We start from the raw sequence: 21,626 nt of genomic DNA on the forward strand, positions 1-21,626 counted from the left end.
CAGCCACTAGCGCGCCACGGCGGCTTCGATCGCACCAAGGGATTTGAGCGTTATTTTTTGGGTGTCGGTCAGCCCGCTGACTCCAGTAATGTTTAGGCCATCGTAGGGGCGGGGGGTGCGGCAGGTTTGGAGGCAGGTTTGGGTTTCTAGGTGCCACTGTTTGATTGTTTCATCAAAACTGCCGCTCCAAAAGGTTGGCTGCCCAGGGGACGTGGCGGTGTTTTGAGGGCTGTGGGCGGGGGCTGCCGCAGGCGGTAGGGCGATCGCAGAAACCAGGCCACCATGGCCCTGAAGGGTCTGAATGCAATCGCCTGTTTCGATATCCCAAATCTTGATGGTGTTGTCAAAGCTGCCGCTGATCACGTGACGCTCCGCTTGGCTAAAGGCCAGGGATACTACGGGGCCTGTATGTCCGGTAAAGGTCTGACGGCACAACCCAGTGCTGAGATCCCAGAGTTTGACAGTCTGGTCATAGCTGCCGCTGGCCAGGTACTGCCCGTTGGCACTCAGTTGGATGATCCACACGCTGTTTTCGTGCCCATTGAGCACTCGAACACATTGGCCCGACTGGGCTTCGTACAGCCGAATGGTTTGGTCAAAGCTGCTGCTGGCCAGCCACTGTCCATTGGCGCTAAAGGTGACAGACACCACTGGCGCGGTGTGGGCATCGAGGGTACGGAAGCAGTGCCCGGTGTCTAGATTCCACAGCTTCACGGTTTGGTCGTAGCTGCCGCTGGCCAGCCACGGCTGATGGGGATGAAAGGCCACAGACCAAACCCAGCTGGTGTGTCCCTTGAGGGTGGTTAGGCAGTGGCCGGTTTGCGTGTCCCACAGCTTGATGGTGCGATCGCCGCTGCCGCTGGCTAGCAGCGTAGTCCGGGTTGCGTAGGCCGCAGTTGCTGGCGCAAACATCACCGACCATACCCGATTGCTGTGGCCATGGAGGGTCTGCATCACCTTGCCCGTCTCTGGATGCCACAGTTTGATGGTCTGGTCTTCGTGGCCGGTAGCCAGCCATTGACTATCCGGTTCGATGGCCAAGGACAAGATGCTGTTGGTGTGCCCCTTCCAGGTTTTGGCACAGCGGTCTGTTTTAAGGTCCCAAATTCGGGCGGCGTGGTCATCGCCGCCGCTGGCTAACTGCTGCCCATCGGGGCTAAACGCCACCGACCAGACGCGGTTGTGGTGTTCTCTCAGGGTTCGGACGCACTTGCCCGAGGAGACCTGCCAGGCCTTGACCGTTTGGTCGTAGCTAGAGCTGGCCAAAAGAGCCCCATCGGGGCTAAAGGCCAGGGCCGTGACGGTAGAGGGGTGGGCCTGCCAGCTGTGCAGACAGTCTCCAGTGTAAAAATCCCAAAGTTTGATGGTGCCGCTAAAGCTGCCGCTGGCCACGTACTTGCCACTGGGGCTAACGGCGACAGCTTTGATCCAGGCTCGGTGGCCCGCCAGGGTACGATCGCACCGCTGGGTGTCCAGGTTCCAAACCTTGAGGGTACAGTCCTCTGATGCGCTGACAAGGGACTCGCCATCGGGGCTAAAAGCCACGGCCCAAACCCGCCCCTGGTGCTGATCCAGCACCAGGCAGGGTGCAGATTCTGCCTGGGGAGCATCCAGCTGCCACAGGCGAACGGTAGCATCTTGGCTGCCGCTAGCCAGAATGTTTCCCTGAGGGCTAAAGGCGAGGGCATTGATCGTGTTGGTGTGCCCCTTCAGCGTCTGTAAGCATTGCCCGGTTTCGGCGTGCCATAGCTTAACCAAGCGATCGTCGCCAGCGGTCGCTAAAATTACCGGGTTCCCCTCCCGCTGAAGAGTCGGGGGCGCAAAGGCCACGGTCCAGGTCCAAACCGTGTCAGCCTTGAACGTACTGACCTGTTTGTAGGTGGGAATATCCCAAATGTGGACTTCGCCACTGGTATCGCTGGTGGCCAACCACCTGCCATCGGCACGGTAGGCCGTGCAGGAAATACCGCCAAAGGTTTCGGCAAAAACAGACTGGGTGACATCGGCAAAGGCGAGACTGACGTCTTGCAGCTTGGCTTCAGCTAGGTAAGCCTGGCGCACCTGGCAGCGGGAGAGATCAAAGGCCGTTAGGTCAACCTCCAGGTGGGTGAGCAGATTGATCAAGTTGCCGATGGCATAGCCCGAGGTGCCGCCGCTCTGGTGTCGGAGTTCTCGCAGGAGCTGCAAGAGCTGATCAATGAGCTGCTGCTGGCTGCCCAGCTGGGCGATCGCCTGCTGCACCAGTAGCTCGACAATGACGTGTACCTGGCTCTCGCGTACGTAGTCTTTGGCGGTGGCTTTGAGGACGGCAAACCGCTTGAGAAACGGCATCGTCGTGCCTGGATTAGCTAGCTCAGTACTGAGGTGAGCGATCAGCTCGCTGGTGACGTACTCCATCACGACGGGCTGTTGGGTAAACCCCTGGGAGGTTTGCTCAATCAGCGATCGCCCCCGCAACGACTCCAGCGCCTCTAGCAGCGCCGAGGCCGGCACCGAGGGCACAATGTCCGGCAACAGTTCGGAAATCATCACCGGCATGCGGTTGATGGCCAGCCAAAACATCACCGTGGCCTCCAGGGCCGAAATCCGCTCAATTTGGTGCCGCAGCAGGTGGCGAATGCCGTTAAAGACCGCAATATCTTGGGCCAAAAACTTGGGAATGTCGCCGTTAAACAGGTCGCAAATGGAGGTGGCCGTAATTTTGAGCGCCAGTGGGTTGCCCTGGTAGCGGTCGATCAGCTCACCCAGCTCTTGCTCAGAGCCTTTCACGCCCTTGGTGGTCAGCAGAGGTGTGGCGTCTACAGGGGCGAGGCCGGGCAACGCCAGCACCCGCACGGGGGTCTCTTCTCCCTGTAGCAGGCCTATTTCTCGAGGTTTTTCACGACTGGTAATCACTAGACAGCTTTGGTGCCGAGTTTCACCGATGCGGTGCAGTAGGTCGCCATAGCCCTGGTAGCCGTCGCGGTAGGTGCCCGATCGCTGCCCCGGCTCAAACAGCGCGTCAAAATTGTCCAGAACAATTAGGCAGCGCGCCGTGCGCAGCGAGTCGATCAGCAGCGAGAGCCTCGCCCCCTGAGAGTCGGGCAGGGCCAGGTCTTTGCCCTGGGCCAAAAACTGTAGCAGGGTGGCCAGAAAGTCTTCGAGGGGAGGCGCATCGCGCAGCGATCGCCAAAATAAGCACTGGTAGTCGTGCTGCACCTGCTCGGCCAATTTAACCGAGAGCGAGGTTTTGCCCACCCCGCCCATGCCTAAAATCGCTACCTGGCGACAATGCTCCTCGGTCAACCACTCACCCAGCAGCTCCAGCTCCTGGGTACGACCATAGAAGTTGAGCACATCTACCGCTTCGCCCCAGTCTTGGTGAGGCGATAGCGAGGTCTCAGTCGGTGAAGCTGAGGCCGCATTGGCGAGGAGCTGCGGCTGATAGCGTTGGAGAACAACACGAAAGTTGAACTTGGTAATCGGTTCCCCTAGCCCCTCCGACAGCTGCCGCCACAGCTTGGCCCCGACATCTTTTATATAGCCGGTGTCATAGCCGGTAGCACGGGCGATCGCATCGTAGGCCAGCCCATCCCAAGCGTGGATAAAGACTAGCTTTTGAACCTTCGATAAGGGGTCTAAGTTCAAAACACTATCCAGTAGTGCTAAGGCCTCTTCTGCGGTCATAAGGGAAAGTACTTAAGTGGCTTTAAAGAATAAGTAATGAATTTCTGACAGTTATGAAGTTTTAGTGGATTTCAGGGGCGATCGCCCTTGTCTACCTAACTATTCGGCAATAACTTTTCTCGCTTTAAATGAAGTGATTTGAGGCTATTTCCTCGGAAAAATCGCTCAGTTTTTCAGGATTCTAAGGGGTTTCTACGGCTCCAACTTACAACCTGTCTGACCTTCATCTGACTTTTATCTGACTTTGCCGACTGCTATGGCTCAAGGGAGTTCAGTATCTTGAGGATGTCTCAGGGCAATAACGGATACTCCTTTCCATAAATTTACTGACTTAGACCGTCCGCATCTATCAAAACTAAGGAACCGAGGCTTTATTCAGCAAAAACACTGACGGGCTAACTGGGCTTGCCCAACGGGCAGGCTTGGGCCTATCTCTAGGTTCCCACTTTCGATTCACCTTTATACAAACTTTGTCTTCCTATGGCTTCAATGCTGACTCAACCTCCGTCCGTGGTTTCGATGCATAGTGCTCAGCCTGAGGCTGACCGAGAAATTGTCTTTATTGACCCCTCGGTAACAGACACAGCCCTGCTGATGGCAGGAGTGCGGACGGGGGTTGAGGCGGTATTACTGGCTTCAGGGAAAGATGGCGTGCAGCAGATTAGCGCTGTTTTGGCCCAGCGACACAACCTGGCTGCTATCCACATTGTGACCCACGGCAAGCCGGGGGAGATGCGGTTTAGCATTGTGGATCTGAGTCTGGACACAGTGGATTGGTATGCAGAAGAAGTTAGGGGTTGGGCGGCCGCCCTAGCTCCGGAGGCTGCGCTGCTGATCTATGGCTGTGAGGTGGCCCAAGGGGCGATCGGGCGGCAGTTTGTGCAGCGGTTGAGCGAGCTAACCGGGGCCAACGTTGCAGCTGCCACTACCCGGGTGGGCAACCCCGCCCTGGGTGGGCGTTGGGAGCTAGATGGGGCCATGACCCCTGTTGCGCTGGCGTTTACCCCAGTGGTGCTAGAGCAGTATGCTGGCACGCTGAATGCTGAGCCGGTGCAATACAACCTCAACTTAGGGACTGATGGCTCTTCTCCCCAGTCGTTTACTGACGTCAACGGGACGCTCTACTTCCGGGCCTACAACAGTACCAACGGCTATGAGTTGTGGAAGATTGACCCCGCTACCGGCAATCCGGTGCTGCTTGAAATCGAATCGGGCAGTGGCTCTTCTTCTCCCGACCTGCTAACCAACGTCAATGGGACGCTCTACTTTCGTGCCACGAATAGCACCAACGGCTATGAGTTGTGGAAGATTGACCCCGCTACCGGCAATCCAGTGCTGCTTGAAATCGAATCGGGCAGTGGCTCTTCTTCTCCCTACTCTCTAACGAACGTCAACGGGACGCTCTACTTCGGTGCCTACAACAGCACCAATGGCAACGAGTTATGGAAGATTGACCCTACCACTGGCAATCCGGTGCTGCTGGAAATCGCATCGGGCATTGGTTCCTCTTCTCCCAACTATCTAACGAACGTCAACGGGACGCTCTACCTCAGTGCTACAAACAGCACCAATGGTAGGGAGTTGTGGAAGATAGACCCCGCCACTGGCAGTCCTGTGCTGCTTGAAATCGAATCGGGCAGTAGCTCTTCTTCTCCCTACGCTCTAACCAATGTCAACGGGACGCTCTACTTCAATGCTACAAACAGCACCAACGGCTATGAGTTGTGGAAGATTGACCCCACCACTGGCAATCCGGTGCGGGTCACCGACATCGCACCGGGCACTGGCTCTTCTTCTCCCTACTCTCTAACGAACGTCAACGGGACGCTCTACTTCGGTGCCTACAACAGCACCAATGGCAACGAGTTATGGAAGATTGACCCTACCACTGGCAATCCGGTGCTGCTGGAAATCGCATCGGGCATTGGTTCCTCTTCTCCCAACTATCTAACGAACGTCAACGGAACGCTCTACTTCAGTGCCACAAACAGCACCAATGGCACCGAGTTGTGGAAGATCGACTCCACCACCGGCAACCCGGCGCGGGTCACCGACATTGCACCAGGTACTGGCTCTTCTTCTCCCTACTCTCTAACCAACGTCAATGGGACGCTCTACTTTCGTGCCACGAATAGCACCAATGGCGCTGAGTTGTGGAAGATTGACCCCACCACTGGCAATCCGGTGCTGCTTGAAATCGCATCGGGCAGTGGCTCTTCTTCTCCCAACTCTCTAACCAACGTCAACGGGACGATCTACTTCGGGGCCTACAACAGCACCAATGGCTACGAGTTGTGGAAGATTGACCCCGCTACCGGCAATCCAGTACTGCTTGAAATTGAATCGGGCAGTGGCTCTTCTTCTCCCAACTCTCTAACCAACGTCAACGGGACGCTCTACTTCGGGGCCTACAACAGCACCAACGGCTACGAGTTGTGGAAGATTGACCCCGCTACCGGCAATCCGGTGCTAGTGGCAGACATTAACACCCGTAACCTCGGGTCTTTTCCCAACCAGCTAACAAATATCAATGGGATGCTCTACTTCAGTGCCTACAACAGCACCAATGGCACTGAGTTGTGGAAGATTGACTCCACCACCGGCAATCCGGTGCGGGTCACCGACATTGCACCAGGCAGTAGCTCTTCTTCTCCCTACTCTCTAACGAACGTCAACGGGACGCTCTACTTCGGGGCCTACAACAGCACCAATGGCTATGAGTTGTGGAAGATTGACCCCGCTACCGGCAATCCAGTACTGCTTGAAATCGAATCGGGCAGTGGCTCTTCTTCTCCCAACTCTCTAACCAACGTCAACGGGACGCTCTACTTCGGGGCCTACAACAGCACCAATGGCGCTGAGTTGTGGAAGATCGACTCCACCACCGGCAACCCGGTGCGGGTCACCGATATCGAATCGGGCAGTGGCTCTTCTTCTCCCTACTCTCTAACCAACGTCAATGGGACGCTCTACTTCGGGGCCTACAACAGCACCAATGGCGCTGAGTTGTGGAAGATCGACTCCACCACCGGCAATCCGGTGCGGGTCACCGATATCGAATCGGGCAGTGGCTCTTCTTCTCCCTACTCTCTAACCAACGTCAACGGGACGCTCTACTTCGGGGCCTACAACAGCACCAATGGCGCTGAGTTGTGGAAGATTGACCCCAACACTGGCAATCCGGTGCGGGTCACCGACATTGCACCAGGCAGTGGCTCTTCTTCTCCCTACTCTCTAACCAACGTCAACGGGACGCTCTACTTCGGGGCCTACAACAGCACTAATGGCACCGATTTGTGGAAGGTTGACCTCGCCACCGGCAATTCGGTGCAGGTCACCGATATCGAATCGGGCAGTGGCTCTTCTTCTCCCGAACTACTAACCAACGTCAACGGGACGCTCTACTTCCGGGCCTACAATGGCACCAACGGCTATGAGTTGTGGAAGATTGACCCCGCTACCGGCAATCCGGTGCTGATTGAAATCGAATCGGGCGGTGGCTCTTCTTATCCCAACTCTCTAACGAACGTCAACGGGACGCTCTACTTCGGGGCCTACAACAGCACCAATGGCGCTGAGTTGTGGAAGATTGACCCCACCACTGGCAATCCGGTATTGGTGCAAGATTTTAACCCTGGAACGGCTAGTTCCAATGTCGCCATTCTGGGCTACGACAACGGCAAGCTCTACATCTCTGCCGATAATGGCACTAATGGCCCAGAACTTTGGGTCGTAGACATCGCTAACAATGCCCCCACAGTACTGGTGCCACTAGCTGATGCACTTACCACCGAAGATGCCCCATTTACGTTAACCATCCCCGCTAATACCTTTAGTGACCCAGATGGCGACGCCCTCACTTATACCGCCACACTAGAAACCGGTGAAGCCATCCCAGATTGGCTCAACTTCGATGGAGCAACCTTTAGCGGCACGCCTCCCCAAAACTTCAACGGCAACCTGGCCATTCGCATTACGGCCACCGATGGTGAACTTTCCACCACCGAAACCTTTACCCTCACGGTAACCCCCGTCAACGATGCTCCCACCGGCACCGCCACCGCCACCCTCACCCCCGGCACCGAAGACCAACCCTACCTCATCAACACCGCCGATCTCCTAGTCGGCTTCAGCGATGTAGAGAGCAACACCCTAGCGATCGCCAACCTCAGCGCCAACACCGGCACCCTAGTCAACAACGGCAACGGCACCTACACCCTCACCCCCGCCGCCAACTTCAACGGCCCCATTACCCTCAGCTACAGCGTCGTCGATGGCAACGGTGGCTCAGTCGCCGCCACCCAAACCGTAGCGATCGCCAACACCAACGATGCCCCCAGCCTCAACCCCACCTTTGCGCCTGGGCTAACGGCGATCGCCGAAGACACCCTCGATTCAGCGGGCAACACCGTGGCAGACATTGTGGTCAACGGCTCCATCACCGATGTCGATGTGGCCGGGGTCGCCCCCGAGGCGATCGCCATTTCTGCCGTAGACAACACCCACGGCACCTGGCAGTACCAGCTCAGCGGCGGCACCTGGACCGCGATCGATTTCGCCGGAGCTAACGCTGGCAAAGTGCTGCTGCTGGATGAAACCGCCCGCCTGCGCTTCATCCCCAACGCCGACTACAGCGGCACCGCCACCTTCAGCTTCCGCGCCTGGGATCAAACCCTGGGCAGCAGCGGCACCTACTCCGCCCTGAGCACTGGGGCAGGCAGCCTCGACACCAGCTTTGGCAGCAGCGGCATCGCCACCGCCGACTTCACCAACGGCATGGACATTGCCAATGCGATCGCCATCCAGTCTGACGGCAAAACCATTGTGGCAGGCTACGTTCACCCCTCCGGCAGCTACCGCAGCAGCGCCCTGGCCCGGTTCAACAGCGACGGCAGCCTCGACACCAGCTTTGGCACCAACGGCAAGGCGATCGTTGACCTGGCCCCCTTCGCCAACGACCAAATTCAAAAGGTGCACAGCCTCAGCGATGGCAGCATTTTGGTAACGGGCATTGCCTACGCCGGGTCGGGCTTTAACTTTGCCGTCGCTAAACTGACAGCGGCGGGCAGCCTCGACACCAGCTTTGATGGCGATGGCAAAGTTGTTACGCCCCTGGGCAACAACAGCTATGTCTACGATTCAGCGGTGCTGGGCGACGGCAAGCTCGTTGCCGTCGGTGACCTGCAAAACGCAGGGTTCGCGGTGGTGCGCTACAACAGCGACGGCAGCCTCGACACCAGCTTTAGCAACGATGGGTTGGCCACTACCACCCTGGCCTCTGGGTTCGACTCGGCCCGCAGCGTCACTCCGACTACCGACGGCAAACTGCTGGTTGCTGGGTTCTACAACGGCCCTAGCGGCCAAACCCTGGGGCTGGCCCGGTTCAACAGCGACGGTAGCCTCGATACCAGCTTCGATGGCGACGGCAAACTGCTGGTGGGCGATCGCGTCTTTGTGAATGACGACCTCAGCAGCATTCGCGTCACTGCCCTGGCCGATGGCAAATTTCTGGTGGGGGCTACCGCAGGTTACTCCAACGGCTTCCAGGCCACCCTCTATCGCTACCACAGCAACGGCACCCTCGATAGCACCTTCGGCACGGTGGGCAAGCAGCGTTTAGCAATCAACGACCTCACTTACCTTTACCTCAATGACCTCCAGGTGGCAGAAGACGGCAAAATTGTGCTCGGCCTCAGCGCCAACAACGGCAGCCCTAGCCAGCCTAACTTTGATTTTGCCGCCGTGCGCCTCAACGCCAACGGCAGTTTAGACAGCAGCTTTGGCACTAACGGTATCACCACCGTTCCCATCAGCAGCCTCAGCAGCAGTGCACTAGATTTTGCTCGCGGCATTCAAATCAGCGCGGATGGCGACATTCTGCTGGGCGGCTACAGCTATCAGACGGCGGTGTTCAACGGCGATCGCCAGTTTGCTCTAGTCAGGCTCAACGGCGACACCGTGCGGACTGCCTTTAGTGGGCAGAGCGATACCGCTGGCATCACCATCACCCCGATCAACGATAGACCTCTGGTGGGCAGCACGATTGCCAATCAAACGGCGATCGAAGATGCCCCGTTTAGTTTTGCGCTGCCGACCAATGGGTTTACCGATCCAGAGAACGATCCCCTGGCCTACACCGCCACCCTGGCCAATGGCAGCGCGCTGCCCAGCTGGCTCACATTCGACCCCACCACCCGCACCTTCAGCGGCACCCCCAACGAAGCCAACCTGACAACCCTCGATATTAAAGTCACGGCTACTGATCCGTCTGGGCTGGAAGCATTCCAGGTATTTCAAATCGCCGTTGCATCCATAGATGATCCAACCGTTATTACAGCACCGGCTCAGCAAACCATTGCTGAGGACAGTGCTCTTGTCTTTAGCAGCGCCACGGGCAACGCCATCACGCTGACCGATAGCGATTCCAGCTCTTCTCTCTTCCGGGTTTATTTGCAGCGCAGCGCTGGCTCATTCTATCTGGGCAATACCAGTGGCCTGGACTATGTTTCTGAGGACGGCAGTTCCTTCAGGGGAACGTTGGCTGCCATCAATACGGCCCTCGAAGGACTCTCTTTCTATCCCAACAGCGACTATAACGGCACCGTTACCCTGCAAGTCATGGTGTCTAACCTCGATACCGGGGCCGCCAGCAGCAATACGGTGTCAATTTTGGTCAATCCGGTGAATGACGCGCCGCTCCCCTATCTAGGCATTGCCCCAACCGTCAATGAGGATGAACCGTTTAGTTTCTCGTTCTTCGAGGCGGTTGACCCAGACGATGGCTTTATGGGCACAGTCCCCATTACCTATAGCGCCAAGCTGGCCGATGGGGCCGACCTGCCTGCCTGGATTAGCTTTGACCCCACCACCCGCACCTTCAGCGGCACCCCAACCCAGGCTGATGTGGGTCTCCTATCCATTGAAGTAACGGCCTCCGATGGTCAAGACTCCTCCAGTGAGGTATTTGCTCTCACTATTAACAACGTCAACGATGCCCCCACTGGCACCGCTACCGCCAGCTTGGCCAATGGCATAGAAGACACGCCCTATAGTCTAAGTGCGGCTGATCTACTGGCGGGCTTTAGCGATGGGGATGGCGACCCTCTGGCGATCGCCGACCTCAGCGCCACCAACGGCAGCCTGCTCGATCAGGGGGATGGCACCTATACCTTTACCCCCAACACCGACTTTAACGGCCTGGTTGCCCTCACCTACACGGTGATCGATGGCAACGGCGGCTCAGTGGCCGCCAGCCAGTCCTTTACCCTCATCGACACCCCCGACATTGCGCCGCCCCTGCTGTCGCTGACGGTGGATTCTGGCAGCTCCAATTCTGACCTGATCACCAACTCCAAGGTTGTCAATGTGTCTGGGCTAGAACCCAATTCGGCCTGGCAGTATAGCTTCAATAACGGCACCACTTGGGTAAACGGCCAAGGCACCAGTTTCTCGGTGAGCGGCGATGGGGTGAAAAGTGTGATCACACGCCAAACCGTAGGTGGCAACACCTCCCTGAACTCAGATCCCTTTATCTTTACCCTCGACACTAAAGTGTCTGCCCCGGGGCTATCGCTGGCCACAGATTCTGGGCGCTCTACCTCAGACAAAATCACTAAAACTGGCATTGTCAATGTCTCTCGTTTGGAGGCCGGTGCCACCTGGCAGTACAGTACCGATGCGGGCACCAGTTGGGTCGAGGGCGTTGGCACCAGCTTTGCGCTGACCGAAGACGGCTTCAAGAGTGCCATCGTGCGACAGACTGATCTGGCCGGTAACACCTCAGTCAATTCTGCCGCCTTTAACTTCACCCTCGATACTACTGGGCCGATCGCGCCCACCCTGACCCTGGCCACCGACAGCGGTAGCGCTGGCGATGACGGCATCACCAGGTCTGGAGTGGTCAATGTGCTGGGACTAGAAACCAGTGGCACCTGGCAGTACAGCACCAACGGCGGCACCACCTGGACAACGGGTAAGGGAACTAGCTTTACCCTCACCGGCAGCGGGGTCAAGAGCGCCATTGTGCGGCAAACCGATGTCGCGGGCAATGTCTCCCTTCAGTCAGAACCTTTAACCTTCACCCTAGACACTGTGGTCGCAACACCCATCCTGGCCCTGGCCACTGACTCTGGGCGTTCCACCTCAGACAAAATCACCAAAACCGGCATTGTCAATGTCTCTCGTTTGGAGGCTGGTGCCACCTGGCAGTACAGCACTGATGCGGGCACCAGTTGGATCGAGGGCGTTGGCACCAGCTTCGCGCTGGCCGAAGACGGCCTCAAGAGCGCCGTGGTGCGACAGACGGATCTGGCCGGTAACACCTCAGTCAATTCTGCCACCTTTAACTTCACCCTCGATACCACTGGACCGATCGCGCCCACCCTGGCCCTGGCCACCGACAGCGGTAGCGCTGGCGATGACGGCATCACCAGGTCTGGAGTGGTCAATGTGCTGGGGCTAGAAACCAGTGGCACCTGGCAGTACAGCACCAACGGCGGCACCACCTGGACAACGGGTAAGGGAACTAGCTTTACCCTCACCGGCAGCGGGGTCAAGAGCACCCTCGTGCGGCAAACCGATGTCGCGGGCAACCTCTCTGAGGTTTCGGCCTTAGACTTTATCCTGGATACCGTTGCCCCGACCAAGCCAACCCTGACCTTTACCGCCACCGGCCAGTACGGCGAACCCAATGCAGTCACCCTAGCAGGTACGGTGGAGGCCAACAGCAGGGTCAACCTTTACAGCGGTTTACCAACCGGTACGGCGATCGCCACCGCGATCGCCGACAGCGCCGGTCAGTGGTCAACAACCTGGACTCCTGATATCACTGGGCTGGTGGCGTTCAACGCTACCGCCACCGATATCGCGGGAAATACCGGAGCGGCTGCCAGCCTCACCGTCGATATCCAGCCTGGAACGGCAGACGACGACACCGTGCTCGCTGCCACTAGTACCACCCCTCGCTATCTCAGCGGTCAAGCCGGGAACGACGGTCTCAACGGCGGGGCTGGCAGAGACATTCTCCTTGGTGGCGATGGTGACGATTTGCTGGTGGGGGCGGCTGGCGGCGATCGCCTAACCGGCGGCAGCGGCGGTGATACGTTCCAGTACGCTGCCCTGAATCAATCTCTGCTGGCGAGCTTCGATCGCATCTTCGACCTATCCATTGGCGAGGATGTGCTAGATGGCCCCTACGCCGTCAGTGCCGCCAGTGTGGTCAAGGCCGGTGCAGTGAGCGCCCTCACTCAAGAGGCCATTGGCGCTGTGCTGACCAGTAGCTTGTTCAAAACCAAGGGAGCAGCCACGTTCACCCTGGGCACAGGCACTGATGAGCGCACCTTCGTTGCCCTCAACGACACTACGAGTGGGTTTAGTGCCAGTCGAGATGCCATCATCGAGATCACTGGGTACAGTGGCGACCTCAATGCTCTCTCCATCCTGTAGGTGAGATTCACCTATACAGTCGCGCCCTCGTAGGATGATTCGAGGGCGGCGAGCTGGCTGACGAGGGCGGCGATCGCCTCGGGATTGGCCGCCTTTTGCGAGTTGCTTTGCACCTCGCGGCCCAGCACCGTACAGCCCAGGTGCGAGAGCTGCTGCCGAATAGCCAGCATGACTTTTTGCCCACCGCCGCCGCTGTGGGTAGCCAAGGCCACGGGCCGCGAGTTGAACAATGCCCGAAAGTCGTCGGTGCTGACCGAGAGCCAGGCGATCGCATTGCTTAGAACTGGGGGAATGGAGCCGTTGTACTCGGGGGCGCAGATGACTAGGCTCTTGTGTTGCCGCATGGCTTGGGCCAGCTTGAGCAGTCCATCGCCAGCACTGCTGTTCCCCAGAGAGTCGTAAAGCGGTATCTGCAACTCAGGCAAGCTAATGACCTCTGCGGCTACCCCGTTGTTGGTGGCTTCGGCGGCAAAGGCGTGGGCCAGATCCAGGTTTTTACCGTTGGTGGCAGATAAGATCAACATGGTTCTCAAAAGGTGAGGGGGCAACGGAAGCGCTTTCAATTTACCACCGCCGTCAGGTCTCTTCATCAACTCAGAGGTGGGTCAGCAGGAATAGTGGTTCAGCGGGTGTCGTATTGCCCGAGGTAGTATTCAACTCGCTGGCGGGTGTCGGCGATCGCCAGCCCCTGGCTCCAATATTCGACCATGGCGTGGCCAAAGGCCCAGGCGGCGCGATCGGGCTGGTCGTTGTGGTCGAGCAGCAGCGGCCACAGGGCGAGCAAATCGAGCTGCACCTGGTCGGGGCCAATCACCTTGAACAGGTCGTAGGCGAGCTGGAGCTTGCCCAGCACCACGGGCAGTTGCTCGACTGGAATCTGCTCGGCCAGTAGGTAGGCCAAGGCTGGGGAGCCGGTGGTGAGGGTGGCGAGAAATTTCAGCACGGGGCTTTTGAGAAAGGCGGTCACCCCTTGGGTGGTGCTCATTTGCAGGCGATAGCGATTGATCAGGCGAGCGGCAGCCGTGATCTTAGTCTCGCGATCGCGCAAAAACCGGGCCAGCCGCAGCTCCTTGGCGGGGTCGATCAGCTCGACTAGGGCAGTAGATAGGGCCTCGACGTTCCACCCGGGGCGATCGGTGTTGCGGGTGACCAGGGGCAGGATGCGATCGCACAATTCCCCCAGCTGCTCTTGCCGGTAGCGGGTGGCTTCGCGGATAGAGACTTCTTTAGGGCGACTGCCCCATTGCCAGTCGTAGGGGGGCTGCCACTCCCGCAGGGGCCGCAGCCGATCCACCTGTGTCAGAGCGGTAATAGCGGGCAGATCGGGCACTTCTTGACGCATATCCTGCAATAGATCGGCATCCATTTGCAGGGCCGGGTCGAGGGCAGGGGTGACCAGCAGCAGCAGGTCGGCCTCGCGGGCGCAGTCGAGCAGCTGGTTGCGGTAGTCGGTGCGATCGACCTGCTCGTAGCCGGGGGAATCCCACAGAGTGAGGGTTTCGCCCGCGTCGCCCTGCCAGCGGTAGGTGCTAATGGTGTCGGTGCTGGGCAGCACATCGACCTCGGCCAAATCGGCGTCAAACAGCGTGTTGATTACACTGCTCTTGCCCGACCCAGTACGCCCCACCAGCAAAATGTTGACAGGTTTTTCGGCCACCGCATTCACTGGCTCAGCGTGGTCGAGAATCTCCCGCAGGGTCTGGGTTTGGGCTGTGGGCAGCGGTTTTTTGGGGCCAGGCAAAGTCGGCAGTTCGCCGCTGTAGAGCGCCACCGACTGGCGGTACAGGTTTCGCAGGGTGGCCTCTCGCAGCAGCGCATTCAAATTGCCCAAGAGCTGCTGGTTGGCCAGGGCGTTGGTGGGTTCGCTAAGGGTGCGGGCGGCGGCGGCGGCGGGGTTGAGCAGCCACTGCGCCCAGTTCCACGCCTGCCAGAGCTTGCGGGCCGAGGGTTCGACCTGGCGGTAGACCTCGTAGCCCTGCACCGCTTGGCCGACGGTCACCTGGCCTAGCACCGGGGTGAGGGTGTCAATCCAGCGATCGACATCGTCCACGGTGCCCCGCAGCAGGCCATAGGCATCGGGCAGGTAAATGTTGAGCAGCGGATACTTGACGCCGGGATGGTGGGCCTGGGCTACCGCCGTCACCACCTCGCGGCAGCGCTCCCAAAAGGGGTTCCAGTCTTCCCACAGGGGAGGGTCTTGCTGGGCGGCAACGAGAATGTCTTCTAGGGCGGCAGCGGCAGATGCAGCGTTAGGAATGCCAACCGGGGCTTCTGCTTCGGTCGCTTCATCCAGCTCTTGTTGAACCTGCTCCAGCGCTTCTTCCACTTGCTTAAATACGGGCTTAGTCCAGCGGGCCAGCAGCCTCCGCCACAGCACCAGCATCAGGACAATCACGCCCCAGATCCAGTTCAGCCCCCAGGCGTGAATTTGCGCGCCTGCTGCGGTCAGAATGAATCCGGCGATCGCCACTACGGGCAGCGCCAGCACCACCCACTGCCAGGTTTGAAGTCGCACCATGGCCCTATCCCTACCTATCCAACGTCTTTAGTGTAAGCAGGGTTCACCTAAACCTAGGGCATAAATCACCGAACGATCGCTGAGTTGTCGCTAGGCGGGCTGGGGGAGGGGCAGGTCATCGGACTGGCGCTTCGCGAAGCGCTCCGCTGCGGAATCGCCCTCTGGCTGCTCTATACGATCCGCCACTGGCAGCGGCTTGCGGCCATGGCTTAGCTGGTTGAGCCAAAACACATCCTCAGTGCGCACCCGCTCAAATCCGGCATAGCCCAGCCAGGCATCCACATTGCCCTGGCCGTAGTCGCGAATAAAGGGTTCCTCAAAAATGGTGCTGAGCCAGTCGCTAGCCCGCAGGGTGCGCTGGTTGCCGTCAAGCACCAGCATTTGTCCACCGGGGGTCAGCAGCCGAAAGGCTTCCGAGAGAATGGTTTTAGCTACCGCCGGGGGCGTTTCGTGGAACAGCAGCGTGGCGCACACCACGTCGAACGAGGCAGCGGGCAACCCCGTGGCCATGGCGTTGCCGTGGCGAAAGGCCACAGTTATCGCCGCCGCTTGGGCTTTATGATCGGCCATTACCAACATCTGGGGCGACAGGTCGAGGCCCATCACCTCAGCGTTAGGAAAACGGCGCTTCAGCATCAGCGTGGTGGTACCTGTGCCGCAGCCCAGGTCTAAAATCCGCCGAGGCTCGCCGTTGACAGCCTTGATCAGACTCTCGCGCACCCAGGTTTCGCCGGGGGGCAGTACGTATTGGGTAATGGGGTCATAGGTGAGGGCGGCATCAACATTCAGGTAGCCGTTCTTAATGCCGTGGAAGTTGCTGGTCTTGTAGTAGTTGGGGTAGACCACCTGGGGATTGGTGAACTGGGCCACCCCGGCTTCCCAGTCGATGCTGTCGCGCAGGCGAATCAGAGCGTCGCGATCGACTAGGTGCGAGAAGATCGGCGCGAGGAACTGCTCAAACAGGGTTTTAGACTGGGTTGTCATAGGTCAATATCAACGCCGCGCAAACTCCCCTCAGCGTAACAAGTTCGTTTTGCTCTGGCCAGGAAAAAAGCAGCGATTGCTAATTGTTCAGCCCAGGCAGGTTAACGCAGGCAGCAATAATCGCCCAAGTTCAGCGATGGCAAGCCCAATATCCTCCAGCCGCCCTATGAAGCGTGTTACCGCATTACCCACAATAGATAGGGCCAACGTCAAGCATGGGGTAAACACGATGGGTCACGAGGGGAAGGCGATCTCGTTTACGTTGCCGGGCTATAGACTACGCTCGGGCTCCAGTCGCGATCGCACCACCGTAGTCAAATTTATGGAGCGCACCTATAGCGAGCTTGACCCTCACCTACCGACAAGCCACATTGCGGCCACAGTCGATCGCTACCTCGGTCGAGAGACACCCCTCTGGTGGGTGGATGTGGATGCTCCCGCTGGTTCAGTCGCCTCACCAGTAGGAGCGATCTGGTTAGGGCAAGCGACCGATCAGCGCAGCGGCGTTCTGCACCCCTACGTGCTGATGCTCTACGTTGCTCCCGAGCATCGGCGGCAAGGCATTGCCACGGCCCTACTCGCAGTGGCCCATCGGTGGGCGCAGCAGCAGGGGCACAGACAGATTAGCCTCCAGGTATTTAGCGACAACCCAGCGGCCCAGGCCCTATATCAATCCCTTGGCTATTATCCTGAGGCCGTTCTGCTAAAGAAGGAGCTGGGCTCAGCCGCCAGCGAAGCGACTTGATCTGGGGTCGGCTCAGAAAAAAGGTGAGGGGTTCGAATGCGTCTTAGCGCCGATACCAGACCGCCAGTGCCAGCCCATCTACCGCATCGTTAGGGCGCGGCGATCGCCTCACGCCAACGGCCCACGGTGAGCGATGCGGCCAGCCATGGCCAGTTCCGTCACCGCCAGCAGCAGCTTGTCGGGCTCGATGGGTTTGGTCATATGGTGCTGAAAGCCATTGGCCAGGGCGCGGTGGCGATCTTCCTCGCGGGCAAAGGCGGTCACGGCGATCGCCGGTACCTGGCTGCCATATTCAGCCGGTAAGTGGCGAATTTGTTGCAGCAGGGCGTAGCCATCCATCTCAGGCATGGCGATGTCACACACCAGTACATCGGGCTCAAAATGGGTCAAGTGGGGCAAAACCTCGTGGGCCGAAGCAACGCCTCGCACCTCGGCCCCATACTGACTCAGCACCGTCGTGATTAAGTCGAGGCTATCTTGGCTGTCGTCTACGGCCAGCACTTTGACCCCCGTTAGGTCGATGACGGTGGGCAGCCGAGCTTCCTTTTGGGGCGGCACGGTGGCATTGGTCATCAGCGGCAGCCGCAGGGTAAAGGTTGACCCCTGCCCCTCGCCCAGGCTATCAGCGACAATGCTGCCGCCGTGGGCTTCAACTAAGTATTTGACGATCGACAGCCCCAGCCCCAGCCCGCCGTACTGGCGCGTAATTGACACATCTTCCTGGCGAAACGAGTCAAATAGCTGGGGCAAAAATTCGCGGCTAATGCCCTTGCCGGTGTCGGTAATGGTCACCTGGGCGCAGCCATCCACTGAGGCAAGACAAAGGTCGATCTGGCCACCCTGGGGCGTAAATTTGACCGCGTTAGACAATAGATTCCAGATCACCTGCTGAAGGCGGGCGCTATCGCCTCTGACCAGGCAGTTTTTGGCTAGGGTGGGGTGTAGCGCGATCGCTTTGGCCTGCACAGCGGTTCTCACCACATCGATAGAGGCCTCAATTACCGCAGCCAGGTCGATGGCAATGTCGCTAATCTCCAGCTTGCCCCGCAAAATTTTAGCCACATCGAGCAGGTCGTCGATTAGCTGGGTTTGCAGCTTGGCATTGCGCTCAATGGTGGCCAGCGCGCGCCGGGTCTTGGCAGCATCGAGCTGATTGGTCTGAAGCAGTTTAGCCCAGCCCAAAATGGGGTTGAGCGGCGACCTCAGTTCATGGGAGAGAATCGCTAAAAACTCGTCCTTGGTGCGGTTGGCCCGCTCTGCATTTTCCCGCGCCGTCTGCTCTCGCTCTAGTAGCTGCTTGCGCTCGGTGACATCGCTGGCTGCGCCAAACCATTCCACAATTTCGTTGTGCTCGTTGAGTAGCGGCACCGCCCGCGACACGGTCCAGCCCACGGTGCCGTCTGCTCGAAACACCTGGTGTTCTAGCTCAAAGGGGCGCTTGTCGCCAATGGCCTGTTGAATGGCCTCCTGCACTCGCAGGCGATCGCCCTCAGGAATGTAGGTATCTAGCCACGAGCGATTGGGGCGATCGGTGCTGGGCAAAAACTCCTGGCCATCAAGGCTGTACATCTCGCTCCAGTCGGCGCTCATCTTATAGAGCGTGTCTGAGCTAGCGGTGACGAGCAGGCGAAACTGAGCTTCGCTTTGACTCAGTCGCACTTCGGCCTGGGCGCGCTCGGCAGCGGCCCAGGTGCGCTCGGCAGTTTCGTGAATCAGCGAAATTTCAAGGGCCGTCCAGTCGTGGGGGACAGCATGACCGACGTTGAACACCGCGACGAGCTGGTAGTCTTTGACCAGAGGAATACAGACCAGGGCTTCTATACCCAGTACTTTGAACCGGGCCTGTTCGGCTGAGGTGAGCATAGTAGTGTTGGCCAAGTCGTCCAGCAGCAGCGGATGCCCTGTGCGCAGCAGCGTATGCACGGTCGAGAAATCATCAAAATGGTAAACTCCCGCAAGGCTGGGCTCGCCAGCCTGCCTGTAGTCATCGTAAACGGTACCGATGAGGGTAGCTTCGTTGTATTCGTAATAATAGACCCGGTTGGCATTCAACTCTTCGCCAATCAGGCGGCAGGCGGTGGCTTGCACCTCAATGGGGTCGCTCAGCACCCGCAGCGCATCGGCCAGGGTAACGCGAAACGCGTCTAGTTTAGCTGCTCGGTGCAGCCGGGCCTCGGCCTCTTTGGCCCCGGTGATGTCTTGGAAAAGCACGGCCACTTTGCGCTCGTGGGGAGCACCGACGCGAAAGGCGTTGACGTCAAACCATCGACCCATCGACTGGGCGTGGTCTTCGCAGCGCATGGGCTCGCCAGTGAGAGCCACCCGACCGTAGATGTCGAACCAAAAGGGCTCGATATTGGGCACCAGCTCGCGAATAGTCTTGCCGAGGGCGTTGACGAGCCCCGACTGGCGCTCAAAGACGGGGTTGGTCTCGATATAGCGGTAGTCGATGGGCCGATCTTGGTCGTCGAAGATCACCTGCAAGATGCAAAAGCCCTCGTCCATGGAGTTGAACAGCGATCGATATTTGGCCTCCGAGGCGCTGAGGGCAGCTTCGGCTAATTTGCGATCGTGGATGTCGACCAGGGTGCCAAACCAGCGCACAATTTGGCCCGTCTGCGGATCGCGGTAGGGTTCGGCCTGAATCAAAAACCAGTGATAAAAGCCAGCCTCAGAGCGAATGCGGTGCTCAGCCTTAAATAAACTTCCGCTCTCCAGCGCTCGATTAAATGTGTTCAGCGTCAGGGTGATGTCGTCTGGATGAACGCAGCTAATCAGAGCCTCTACCGCTGTGGTCGGCTCGCTGTCAGCCCCCGTATATCTTTTCCACTGCTGGTTGACAAACTCGACTCGGCCCGCCGCGTCGGTAATCCAGATTACTTCTGGCACCGTATCAGCCATCAGGCGAAACCGCTCTTCGCTGGCTTGCAGTAAGGCGGCGGTGCGCTGGCGTTCGGTGATGTTGCGAGTCGAGCCCACCACCGCTTGCACTGAGCCGTCTGGGTCAGACAGCGGGGTGAAGATGTGCTCGTAGACGCCACTGGTACCGGTCGGACTGGTATATGGGGCCTCATCTCTGACGGGTTGAGCCGTGGTAAACACCTGCTCAACCTGCCGCTGAAGTTTAGCCGCTAACGCCTCAGGATAATTGAGGTCAAAGAAGTTCTTCCCGACAACATCTTCTAACGACAGCCCCCACAGATCGAGCAGGGGTTGATTGGCAAACACAAACCGGCCCTGGCGATCGAAGAGGTAAACAAAATCGCTGATGGCCGAAAGCATGGCATCAAAAACGTGCGATTGCTCAACAAGATCGTCATAGCTGTTGTCGAGGGCAGCCTCAGACTGCTTGAGAGCGCTGATGTCAACGGCAGTGCCGTAGCTCACCTGCTGCTCAACATCCAGTTGGCAGCGCCAGCGCAGCCAGCGATAGGTGCCGTCTTTGTGGCGATAGCGGTTTTCAAAGGCCAAAATTTCGCTGCCGGAGAGCAGGGTGTCTGCCGCTGCGATCGAGGGGGCAGCATCCTCTGGATGGATAAAATCGAGCCAGGGACGGGCGGTCATTTCGGCGGTCGTCCAACCCAGCACATGTTCAAAGGTGGGGCTCACCCAGCGAAAATAGCCGTCGTAGCCTGCGATCGCCTGCAAATCTGACCCTATGGCAAGAAACCGTTCTCGATCCTGCGCTCTAGGGTAAGTGACTGGGTGAGCGCAGGGCATCACGGCATCGAGAGCCCGCTGGAGCTGATCGACGGTAAACTCACTGCGGCACAGATAGTCGATCGCCCCCAGTTTCATCGCTTGGATGGCTGCATTGGCATCGTTCTCGCCGATCACAATGATGGGCGGGCACCGATGGTGCAGCTGGGCCTTGAGCTGTTGCACTAGCTCAAAACTGCGACTGTCGGGGTAGTGAGATTCGAGAAGAATGCCATGGACTTGCTGGGTTTCACACAAGTCTAGGATTGGGCCGTCATACAGCTGAGCCACCACTTGATACGTCAGTTCGCCCTGCTGCAAGAGCTGCTGATAGATATCGGCTCTGCCGTAAACCCGATCTAGAACGAGAACGGTGCGCTGGTTGTGGGTTGGCCCTGTAGAGCCATTGGGGTTTGCCATTATAGGGAGTGATGCCCCCGCCGCTCCAAGGTGTGAAGGTCTACTCCTAAATCGACGGCAAACGGCTTCTGAATACACTCTTCAAGCTGCCCTAGAGCGCAAACGAGGTAGCCCGCTTCCGGCTGCAATTGAGAAGGATAGGGCATCCGG

At 58.5% G+C, this 21,626-nt stretch carries 7 protein-coding genes; 2 read left to right on the forward strand and 5 right to left on the reverse strand.

Translation table 11 applies throughout. From position 1 onward, the window contains the following. Positions 1–6: 6 nt before the first annotated feature. Complete coding sequence (locus H6G07_RS21295; protein ID WP_073610567.1) at positions 7–3,666, reverse strand: helix-turn-helix domain-containing protein; 3,660 nt, start codon at positions 3,664–3,666, stop codon at positions 7–9. Positions 3,667–4,185: 519 nt separating this feature from the next. On the opposite strand from H6G07_RS21295, the gene H6G07_RS21300 reads away from it, so the two are divergent. Then, on the forward strand, positions 4,186–13,110 hold the full coding sequence (locus H6G07_RS21300) for a tandem-95 repeat protein (protein ID WP_277882100.1): 8,925 nt from the start codon (positions 4,186–4,188) through the stop codon (positions 13,108–13,110). A gap of 11 nt (positions 13,111–13,121) precedes the next feature. On the opposite strand, the gene H6G07_RS21305 is transcribed toward H6G07_RS21300, so the two are convergent. The 3 genes from H6G07_RS21305 to H6G07_RS21315 form a co-directional block, all read right to left on the reverse strand. Further along, positions 13,122–13,634: an NADPH-dependent FMN reductase gene (locus H6G07_RS21305; protein WP_084173541.1), complete on the reverse strand. Its 513-nt coding sequence runs from the start codon at positions 13,632–13,634 to the stop codon at positions 13,122–13,124. A 98-nt stretch (positions 13,635–13,732) separates the two neighbouring features. Then, positions 13,733–15,628, reverse strand: a complete 1,896-nt coding sequence (locus tag H6G07_RS21310) for a GTPase family protein (RefSeq protein ID WP_073610564.1) — start codon at positions 15,626–15,628, stop codon at positions 13,733–13,735. 90 nt (positions 15,629–15,718) lie between these two features. Further along, entirely contained in the window at positions 15,719–16,612 is an 894-nt protein-coding gene (locus H6G07_RS21315; RefSeq protein WP_073610563.1) for a class I SAM-dependent methyltransferase, read from the reverse strand. 166 nt (positions 16,613–16,778) lie between these two features. Between H6G07_RS21315 and H6G07_RS21320 the strand changes: the two genes are divergently transcribed. Further along, positions 16,779–17,357 (forward strand): GNAT family N-acetyltransferase, encoded by a 579-nt coding sequence (locus tag H6G07_RS21320; protein ID WP_242026925.1) that lies wholly within the window; start codon positions 16,779–16,781, stop codon positions 17,355–17,357. Positions 17,358–17,465: 108 nt separating this feature from the next. Here H6G07_RS21320 and H6G07_RS21325 read toward each other — a convergent pair whose 3' ends face one another. Then, a complete protein-coding gene (locus H6G07_RS21325; protein WP_073610561.1) occupies positions 17,466–21,476 on the reverse strand; it encodes a PAS domain S-box protein in 4,011 nt (1,336 codons plus the stop codon). Between the last annotated feature and the right edge of the window lie 150 nt (positions 21,477–21,626).

Source organism: Phormidium tenue FACHB-1052 (genome assembly GCF_014696675.1).
Classification (GTDB): Bacteria; Cyanobacteriota; Cyanobacteriia; order Phormidesmidales; family Phormidesmidaceae; genus Nodosilinea; species Nodosilinea tenuis_A.

Coding starts and splice junctions, on each gene's coding strand:
- H6G07_RS21295 (WP_073610567.1), bottom strand. CDS start 3,666: ATGACCGCAGAAGAGGCCTTAGCACTACTGGATAGTGTTTTGAACTTA.
- H6G07_RS21300 (WP_277882100.1), top strand. CDS start 4,186: ATGCATAGTGCTCAGCCTGAGGCTGACCGAGAAATTGTCTTTATTGAC.
- H6G07_RS21305 (WP_084173541.1), bottom strand. CDS start 13,634: ATGTTGATCTTATCTGCCACCAACGGTAAAAACCTGGATCTGGCCCAC.
- H6G07_RS21310 (WP_073610564.1), bottom strand. CDS start 15,628: ATGGTGCGACTTCAAACCTGGCAGTGGGTGGTGCTGGCGCTGCCCGTA.
- H6G07_RS21315 (WP_073610563.1), bottom strand. CDS start 16,612: ATGACAACCCAGTCTAAAACCCTGTTTGAGCAGTTCCTCGCGCCGATC.
- H6G07_RS21320 (WP_242026925.1), top strand. CDS start 16,779: ATGAAGCGTGTTACCGCATTACCCACAATAGATAGGGCCAACGTCAAG.
- H6G07_RS21325 (WP_073610561.1), bottom strand. CDS start 21,476: ATGGCAAACCCCAATGGCTCTACAGGGCCAACCCACAACCAGCGCACC.